The organism is Pseudomonas sp. NPDC099000 (genome assembly GCF_044759925.1).
Taxonomy (GTDB): Bacteria; Pseudomonadota; Gammaproteobacteria; order Pseudomonadales; family Pseudomonadaceae; genus Aquipseudomonas.
In genome coordinates this window covers 38,238-46,187 of sequence record NZ_JBIWAF010000038.1, presented here as the reverse complement: position 1 = coordinate 46,187, position 7,950 = coordinate 38,238, and the positions used below count along the sequence as shown (strand labels likewise).

The following is a 7,950-nucleotide window of genomic DNA, read 5'->3' as shown; positions in this document are numbered from 1 at the left end:
AATGAGCCCTGTGGAATACAGGACTCAATCCGTTCAGGCCTAGAACCACAATCGTCCAACTTTTGGGGTGCACACCAGAGCGTGGGAACGATCAGGGAGAGAGACTTATTCCAACGCCGAAGCCGGCCCAAAGAACTCGTAACGGCTCTGCTTCTCCGGCACACCCAAGGCTTTCAAGTGACGCTTGATCGCCGCCATAAACCCTTTCGGCCCCAGGAAGTAAGCATCCACATCACGCTGCTCGGGCAACCACTCGCCCAATTGTTCCTGGCTCAACAACCCGACCTTGTGCGCCGCCGGGCTCACGCCGTCATCTTCGGCGTAGCAATAGAACCGTTTGAGTTGCGGGTGACGCTCGGCCAATCCATCGATCCAGTCGCGGAAGGCGTGAACGCTGCCGTTGCGCGCGCAGTGGATAAAGTGCACCGGCCGCTCGGTCGCCAGCGCCGCTTCCAGCATCGCCAGCGTTGGGGTGATGCCGACACCGCCGCTGATCAGCACCAGCGGTTTGTCGCTGGCAGTCAGGGTGAACTCGCCCGATGGCGGGAACAGTTGAATGCTCGAACCGACATGCAGTTGATCGTGCAAGTGGTTAGAGGCGCGGCCACCGGTTTCACGCTTGACGCTGATGCGGTACTGGCCCTTGTTGGCCAAGGCCGACAAGGAATAGTTACGGCGGATCTCTTCGCCATCGAGGACCAGTTTCATGCCAATGTACTGGCCCGGTTCCGCCGCCAGAATCGCGCCTTTGTCGGCAGGTTCGAAGTAGAACGAGGTGATTTCCGCGCTTTCCTCGACCTTCGCCGCCACGATGAACTCCCGCGCTCCGCGCCAGCCGCCGGGTGCCTGTTCCTTCTGATCGTAGATGCTGGTTTCGGCGCCGATCAGGATGTCGGCCAATTGACCGTAGGCCGCGCCCCAGGCACTCATCACTTCAGGGGTGGCGATTTCGTCGCCCAGCACTTCGGAGATCGCACGCAGCAGGCAAGCGCCGACAATCGGGTAGTGCTCAGGCAGAATTTGCAGGGCCACGTGCTTGTTGATGATCTTGGCGACGAGGTCGCCCAACTGGTCGAGCTGGTCGATGTGGCGCGCATACATCAAAACGCCGTTGGCCAGGGCGCGAGGCTGATCACCGCTGGCCTGGTGGGCCTGGTTGAACAGCGGGCGAACTTGCGGGTATTCGGAGAGCATCATGCGGTAGAAGTGAGTGATCAGCGCTTCGCCACCGCTTTCCAGCAGCGGCACGGTGGATTTGACGATGGCACGGTCTTGGACGCTAAGCATAAAGTGACTCCTGGGGCTTCTTGGATTACTAACTGATTACCCTATGCTTATCAGTTTCCATGCCAAGTATTTAAACGTTTAAAATCAACAACTTAAAAACAACGTAGTCATATCGACACAGGCTGACTTATAGTCATCCCGACTACACGGAGTCACTATGACTGCAAAATCTTTGCTCACCGCCCTGTTGCCGCTGGTCTCCGACCTGTCCCGCGAACTGCCTGAAGGTGAGCGTTATCGACGCCTGCTAGAAGCCATGCGCGCCCTGCTCCCCTGCGATGCCGCCGCCCTGCTGCGCCTTGATGGCGAATGGCTGGTGCCGCTGGCCGTCGACGGGTTGAGCACCGACACCCTTGGCCGCCGCTTCAAAGTCAGCGAGCACCCGCGCTTCGAAGCGTTGCTCAGCAGCCCCGGACCCACGCGATTCGCCGCCGACAGCGACTTGCCTGACCCATACGACGGCCTGGTCGACGGCCTCGCCGATCATCTGGAAGTCCACGACTGCATGGGCTGTCCGCTGTTTATCGATGAGCGCCCGTGGGGCTTGCTGACCCTTGACGCCCTCGACCCGGAACAATTCGAACCCATCGAACTGGACGCCCTGCAAGCCTTCGCCAGCCTCGCGGCGGCCACCGTCAACGCCGCCGAGCGCATCGAGCGCCTGGCCAATCGTGCCGAAGATGAACATCAGCGCGCCGAGGTCTACCGCCAGGCCAGCGGCCAGCAGAACCGCGAGATGATCGGCCAGAGCAAGGCGCATAAACGCCTGGTGGAAGAGATCAGCCTGGTGGGCGGCAGCGACCTGACCGTGCTGATCACTGGCGAAACCGGGGTCGGCAAGGAATTGGTGGCACAGGCAATTCATGCAGCATCGCCTCGGGCGGACAAACCGATCATCAGCCTCAACTGCGCCGCCCTGCCGGACACCCTGGTGGAAAGCGAGTTGTTCGGTCATGTGCGCGGCGCGTTCACCGGCGCCATGAACGATCGGCGCGGCAAGTTCGAACTGGCCAATGGCGGCACGCTGTTTCTAGATGAAGTCGGCGAACTGTCCCTGACCGTGCAAGCCAAGTTGTTGCGGGTGCTGCAAAGCGGTCAGTTGCAGCGCCTGGGGTCGGATAAAGAACATCAGGTGGACGTGCGCCTGATCGCGGCGACCAACCGCGACCTGGCCGAAGAAGTGCGCAGCGGCCGCTACCGCGCCGACTTCTATCATCGCCTGAGTGTCTACCCGCTGCTGGTCCCGGCCCTGCGAGATCGCGGGCGGGATGTGTTGCTGCTCAGCGGTTTTTTCCTGGAGCAGAACCGCTCGCGGATGGGCCTTAACAGCCTGCGCCTGAACAGCGATGCGCAGGCGGCATTGCTGGCGTATGGTTGGCCGGGGAATGTACGGGAGCTGGAGCATTTGATTGGTCGCAGTGCCTTGAAGGCGCTGGGTAACTGCAAGGAACGGCCGAAGATTCTGAGTTTGAGTGCGGCGGATCTGGATTTGCCCAATGGCAGCGTTGAAATCGCCGCCACTGAGCAACCGGCGGCCAGTCCCGTCGCGTTGGTCGCGGGAGATCTGCGCGAGGCCACCGAAAATTATCAGCGACAATTGATCAGCGCTTGCCTGGAACGGCACCACGACAACTGGGCGAGTGCGGCGCGTGAGCTAGGCTTGGATCGAGCGAATCTTGGGCGGATGGCCAAGCGGTTGGGCATGAAATAACGCAATCGTTATAGCCTGCACAATCCCTGTGGCGAGGGGGCTTGCCCCCGTTCCAGTGCGCAGCACTGGCAAGATTCTGGACAGTCTCTCGATTTTTTGGGGCCGCTTCGCAGCCCAACGGGGCGATGCGGCGTTCCGACAAGCCCCCTCGTCACAAGGTCACCGTTGGGCCGGGAATGGGCATTTGGCCTAAAGCCTGCCCCCAACAAGTCGATAACCCGGCATCAATAGCTTTTGGCGACTTTCTACTCGCCCATCACCTTTTTCCATAGAAGGTTTTTATGTCCACCACCAAAGCCCGCGCAGACTCACTTTCGCTTCTGCTGTTTACCTTGCGCAGCGGCAAGCTGATGGCAATCAACCTGCTGAAAGTCAGCGAAATCATCCCCTGCCCGCCGCTGACCAAGCTGCCGGAGTCGCACCCCCACGTCAAAGGCATTGCCACCCTGCGCGGCGCCTCGTTGTCGGTGATCGACCTCAGCCGCGCCATCGGCGAGCGACCGCTGGAAGACCCGAACGGTGGCTGCCTGATCGTCACCGACGTCAGCCGCTCCAAGCAGGGCCTGCACGTTCAGGCCGTGAGCAAAATCGTCCACTGCCTGACCACCGACATTCGCCCACCGCCCTTCGGCTCGGGCGGCGTGCGCTCGTACATCACCGGCGTGACCTCGGTCGACGGCACCCTGGTGCAAGTGCTGGACATCGAGAAAGTCATCCACGGCATCGCCCCGGCGCAGATCGAAATGGCGCCGACCGAACTGAGCATGGAAGACGCCGAAGTGCTGGGCAATGCGCGGATCCTGGTGGTCGATGACAGCCAGGTCGCGCTGCAGCAATCGGTTCACACCCTGCGCAACCTCGGCCTGCAATGCCACACCGCCCGCAGCGCCAAGGAAGCCATCGACTGCCTGCTGGACCTGCAAGGCACCGCGCAGCAGATCAACCTGATCGTCTCGGACATCGAAATGTCGGAGATGGACGGCTATGCCTTCACCCGCACCTTGCGCGAGACGCCGGACTTCTCGCACCTGTATGTGCTGCTGCACACGTCGCTGGACAGCGCGATGAACAGCGAGAAAGCGCGCCTCGCCGGGGCCAACGCGGTGCTGACCAAGTTCTCCTCGCCAGAACTGACCCGATGCCTGATCGAAGCGGCCAAGGCCGTCGCCGAACAAGGTCATTGAGTCATGGCCGAAGGCTTTTGCTTGCTGATGCGGCGCAACCTTGCCGAGGCTGTGCCCACAATCACGTGGCCGGTCGGAATTGAATTGACCCAATACCGCCCCGAAGTCGCCGAGGCGGTCCATCGCTTGATGGAACTGGGTCATCTTGAAGGCGGCGGCCGCGTGCCGGAATTGGCTATCTGGCAGCGGCGTTTTGAAACCGATCCTGAATATGACCCAACGCTCTGCTTCATCGCTCAAGATGCCGAAGGGATCGTCGGCGTGGCGCAGTGCTGGACCAGTGCCTATATCAAGAAGTTGATGGTGCATCCACGGGCACAGCGACGCGGGCTTGGCCGCGCATTACTGCTTCACGCGTTCCAGGTGTTTCAGGATCGCCGGGAAGGCTTTGTGGATTTGAAGGTATTGGAAGACAACCTTCGGGCGCAGCGCTTGTATGAAAGTGCCGGGATGTATGTCGTCCGCAGGGAGCCTGTTCCAGCCTGATATACCGCCTTCGCGGGCAAGCCTCGCTCCTACACGGATTGCGCATGACCTGTAGGAGCGAGGCTTGCCCGCGAAGGGGCCGACACATTCCCCCCAAAACCATCAGGCATACTCCACCCCTCGGCCAACTCAACGCCCAAGGATGCCTGACTCATGAAAGCCGCAACCCTGACCTTCCTCTGCCTCACCGCCCTCGCAACCCAGGCTCACGCCTCCAGCCCCGACGCCTGGGCCGCCTTCGACAAAGCCGTGCTCGCCAGCTGCACCAAAGCCAGCGGCTTGAAAAACGCCAAACCCGTCGGCAACGCCGCGCAGTTCGATGACCGGGTCGGCTACACCGCGCTCCTGCTGCAAGGCCAATATCCGCAAAAACACATGAAAGGCCAGCAAGGCACCGAACTGTGCCTCTACAACAAAAAGAGCAAAACCGCCTACGTGACCGAATGGGACTCCATTCGCCCCGCCGCCAAAGCCCAGTGACTGGCGCATAACTTGCTTCGAAACATGCTTTCGCGGTGTCTTTCTGGCGCCGTTCCATGCCCTCGGAAGCGACCGGCCGTTCAATGAATACGACATTTTCCTGCGTGGGTTGCGGCAAATGCTGCAACGACCACCACGTGCCCCTGACCCTGGCTGAAGCCCGTATGTGGGCGGCCGACGGCGGTCAGGTGATCGTGTTGGTGGAAGGTTTCCTGGGCAACGGCCTGGGCCTGCCCGTGCAGCAACGCGAACACGCCGAACGCCGTTCAGTGGTGGTTCGAAGCGGCACGTCCGAGGCTTATGTGGCGATCACCTTCGCCGCCTACAACGTCGGCCCCTGCCGGAATCTTGACGAAGACAACCTCTGCCGCATCTACGAACGCCGCCCGCTGGTGTGCCGCATCTACCCGATGGAAATCAATCCGCACATTGCGCTGAACCCGGCAATCAAGGAATGCCCGCCCGAGTCATGGGAACAGGGCCCGGACTTGATCATCGGGGGTGAGTTGGTGGATCAGGAACTGGCAGGATTGATCCAGCGATCGCGTCAGGCGGATCGCGATGACATTCAGACCAAGGATGCGATTTGCGGGTTGCTGGGGATTCGGACTACAGCATTGAAGGGGGATGGTTTTACGGCTTATCTGCCGGATATGAATGCGTTTGCCACAGTCATTGATCAGCTAGCCGGGCAGCCGCTGGCGGGCTCAGGCAGTGATTGGCAGTTTCATGTGTCGGGCGACGATATCGCCGGACAAGTGCTGGCGGCTGGAGCGCAAGTGGCGACTGAAGCGCCGGTGAACTATGCGTTTATATCGTTGCGGGCGGCTTGATCCCAGGGATTTGCTGCCTGTTTTGGCCTCATCGCGCGCAGGCTCGCTCCTACAATGGGCCTTCGTCGTACACAAATCTGTGTGCTATGGAGATCAACTGTAGGAGCGAGCCTGCTCGCGATGACGGTAGATCAGGCACCGCAGAGCGTGAAACTCAGCGCTTACCCATCGACCGACGAGTCCCAGGAGGCGCCGCCCCCGGCGTCTTGGTATGGCCATTCTTCGCGCCATTCTTGTACCAAGGCTGGCTGGCGTTCTTCGCTGCGGCCAGATCACCCGGTTTGAACGGGAACTTGAACGCAGGGATCGCGGCTTTGGCTTCGCTGTCTGCGTTGGAGTCGACGCTGTCTGGCAGGTCTGCCGGGTCGTCGCTCAAAGCGTCGGCAACCGGCGGTTGTGTCGGGGAAGTCATGAAAGCTCCGGGTGATACAAAAAGTCGGGCCCGATCAGCGAGCCGCGAAAGGCGGCAGTATACCTGTGTCCAGAGCCGCAAGCTTCACACCACGAGCGAGTCCGTCGGGTTTTGGTTGACTGACCAGGCGTCATCGCGGGCAAGCCCGCTCCCACAAGAACACCGCTGTACCTGTGGGAGCGAGGCTTGCCCGCGAAGAACGATAACGCGGTCAACCAGACCGAACGTTACCTACGCCGGAACCTCAACCCTATCCAACACCCGATTCACCGCCAACTCCGCCAGCATGATGACCTGCTGAATCGCCATCAGCGTATGCCGCTGCGGCCCCTCCAGACTCGTCGCAAAATCACTGCTCATCACACTCGCCGACGCCAAAGATTAACAGGCATGGGCCAACAGACTTTCCGAATCAACATCGGGGGCGACCACGAACATCGTGCTCGGGCAACGCGGTTTTGCGCTGTAGCGCTCGGGGGAATCGAGGTAGTAATCTAGCGCGCGTTTTATGCTTCGTGGTCTTTGATGAGCGCTTCGGCCTGGGAGGGCTCGTCGCTGGGAGTGGTGGTGTCGATGGGTGGATCGGGGATTAACTTATCCATGCAAACTCCTACTGAAATGGGTGCCACCACTCGCCGGATCTCAAGCGGCGAAGAGGTGGCAGCTATGTGCAGTGTGAGATCACCGGTAGTAGGCACCCGGCCAGACCGAAGTCTGCCCGCACACAGCCGCCATAACGCATTTACAGGCAGCGGATAAGCTGGCGCCAATTATGGTGACATTGGCGCTAGATGCATACTAGTTGCCGGGGATCTCACGCCCGGTCGCTGAATTTGCAGCGACAGCCAAAGGTTAGAGAACACGCTTCCTACCCGGCAACCTGAAAAATGCGTGGGAATTCGCTGTGTTTCTTACACATCTTTCAACACAAAAATGGAACGCGGAGCGTCCCGGGCGGCATTCCCACGCGGAGCGTAGGGAACGATCAATCGGGGGCAGCAGAAAGAGATTGGTCGGCTGTCAGGCCGCCATCGCTGGCAAGCCAGCTCCCACAGGGAATTGGTGTACACCCGCTAGAGATTGGTCGGCTGTCAGGCCGCCATCGCAGGCAAGCCAGCTCCCACAGGGAATATGTACATCTGAAAGTGATTGGCCGGCTGTCAGGCCGCCATCGCGAGCAGGCTCACTCCTACAATGGGCGGTGTACACCCGAGGCTTCTCACCACTCAACAGGCCGAGCGTTAGCTCGCCTGCTCTTGATCTTGATCCACCCGCCCCGTCGGGAGGCTGAGTGGAGGTGTTCATCCGGGGAGTGGCGCGTAGCGCCGTTCGACGCAGTCGAACACGCTGCATGTAGGTCGTCGCGAAGCAGACCGGAGGGCAGTGTCCCCGGATGGATGCCGGAGCGAAGGTACGCCGAGCCTTAGCGAGGGGCCGGACGTTTGGGGCGAGCCTTTTTGGGTACTTTTTTGGCGTTTGAAAAAAGTGCCTCGCCGTAAGGGCGAAACCGCCAGCCGCCGTTACCGCAGAAATGGATATACACCCGATCAACCACAA

At 60.6% G+C, this 7,950-nt stretch carries 7 protein-coding genes and 1 pseudogene; 5 read left to right on the top strand and 3 right to left on the bottom strand.

Annotation, left to right across the window (positions count from 1 at the left end):
* Nucleotides 1-105: 105 nt before the first annotated feature.
* On the bottom strand, nt 106-1,287 hold the full coding sequence (gene hmpA, locus ACIQV9_RS26830; protein WP_403107837.1) for an NO-inducible flavohemoprotein: 1,182 nt from the start codon (nt 1,285-1,287) through the stop codon (nt 106-108).
* 157 nt (nt 1,288-1,444) lie between these two features.
* Between hmpA and norR the strand changes: the two genes are divergently transcribed.
* The 5 genes from norR (at nt 1,445) to ACIQV9_RS26805 (ending at nt 5,981) form a co-directional block, all read left to right on the top strand.
* Nucleotides 1,445-2,998: a nitric oxide reductase transcriptional regulator NorR gene (norR, locus tag ACIQV9_RS26825; RefSeq protein WP_403107835.1), complete on the top strand. Its 1,554-nt coding sequence runs from the start codon at nt 1,445-1,447 to the stop codon at nt 2,996-2,998.
* 281 nt (nt 2,999-3,279) lie between these two features.
* Nucleotides 3,280-4,182 carry a chemotaxis protein CheV gene (locus ACIQV9_RS26820; protein ID WP_010458072.1) on the top strand — a complete coding sequence of 301 codons (903 nt, stop codon included), beginning with the start codon at nt 3,280-3,282 and terminating at the stop codon, nt 4,180-4,182.
* 27 nt (nt 4,183-4,209) lie between these two features.
* Nucleotides 4,210-4,668: a GNAT family N-acetyltransferase gene (locus ACIQV9_RS26815; RefSeq protein WP_403107841.1), complete on the top strand. Its 459-nt coding sequence runs from the start codon at nt 4,210-4,212 to the stop codon at nt 4,666-4,668.
* A 153-nt stretch (nt 4,669-4,821) separates the two neighbouring features.
* Nucleotides 4,822-5,148: a hypothetical protein gene (locus ACIQV9_RS26810; protein WP_403107833.1), complete on the top strand. Its 327-nt coding sequence runs from the start codon at nt 4,822-4,824 to the stop codon at nt 5,146-5,148.
* Between the two features lie 83 nt (nt 5,149-5,231).
* Nucleotides 5,232-5,981, top strand: a complete 750-nt coding sequence (locus ACIQV9_RS26805; protein ID WP_403107831.1) for a YkgJ family cysteine cluster protein — start codon at nt 5,232-5,234, stop codon at nt 5,979-5,981.
* A gap of 154 nt (nt 5,982-6,135) precedes the next feature.
* On the opposite strand, the gene ACIQV9_RS26800 is transcribed toward ACIQV9_RS26805, so the two are convergent.
* A complete protein-coding gene (locus ACIQV9_RS26800) occupies nt 6,136-6,393 on the bottom strand; it encodes a hypothetical protein (protein ID WP_403107829.1) in 258 nt (85 codons plus the stop codon).
* A gap of 231 nt (nt 6,394-6,624) precedes the next feature.
* Nucleotides 6,625-6,995 (bottom strand): annotated as a pseudogene (locus ACIQV9_RS26795) (DUF6124 family protein).
* Nucleotides 6,996-7,950 lie beyond the last annotated feature (955 nt).

Excerpts from the sequence above, each read along its gene's own strand:
- ACIQV9_RS26820 (WP_010458072.1), top strand. The coding sequence starts at position 3,280 with ATGTCCACCACCAAAGCCCGCGCAGACTCACTTTCGCTTCTGCTGTTT.
- norR (WP_403107835.1), top strand. The coding sequence starts at position 1,445 with ATGACTGCAAAATCTTTGCTCACCGCCCTGTTGCCGCTGGTCTCCGAC.
- ACIQV9_RS26800 (WP_403107829.1), bottom strand. The coding sequence starts at position 6,393 with ATGACTTCCCCGACACAACCGCCGGTTGCCGACGCTTTGAGCGACGAC.
- ACIQV9_RS26815 (WP_403107841.1), top strand. The coding sequence starts at position 4,210 with ATGCGGCGCAACCTTGCCGAGGCTGTGCCCACAATCACGTGGCCGGTC.
- ACIQV9_RS26810 (WP_403107833.1), top strand. The coding sequence starts at position 4,822 with ATGAAAGCCGCAACCCTGACCTTCCTCTGCCTCACCGCCCTCGCAACC.
- ACIQV9_RS26805 (WP_403107831.1), top strand. The coding sequence starts at position 5,232 with ATGAATACGACATTTTCCTGCGTGGGTTGCGGCAAATGCTGCAACGAC.
- hmpA (WP_403107837.1), bottom strand. The coding sequence starts at position 1,287 with ATGCTTAGCGTCCAAGACCGTGCCATCGTCAAATCCACCGTGCCGCTG.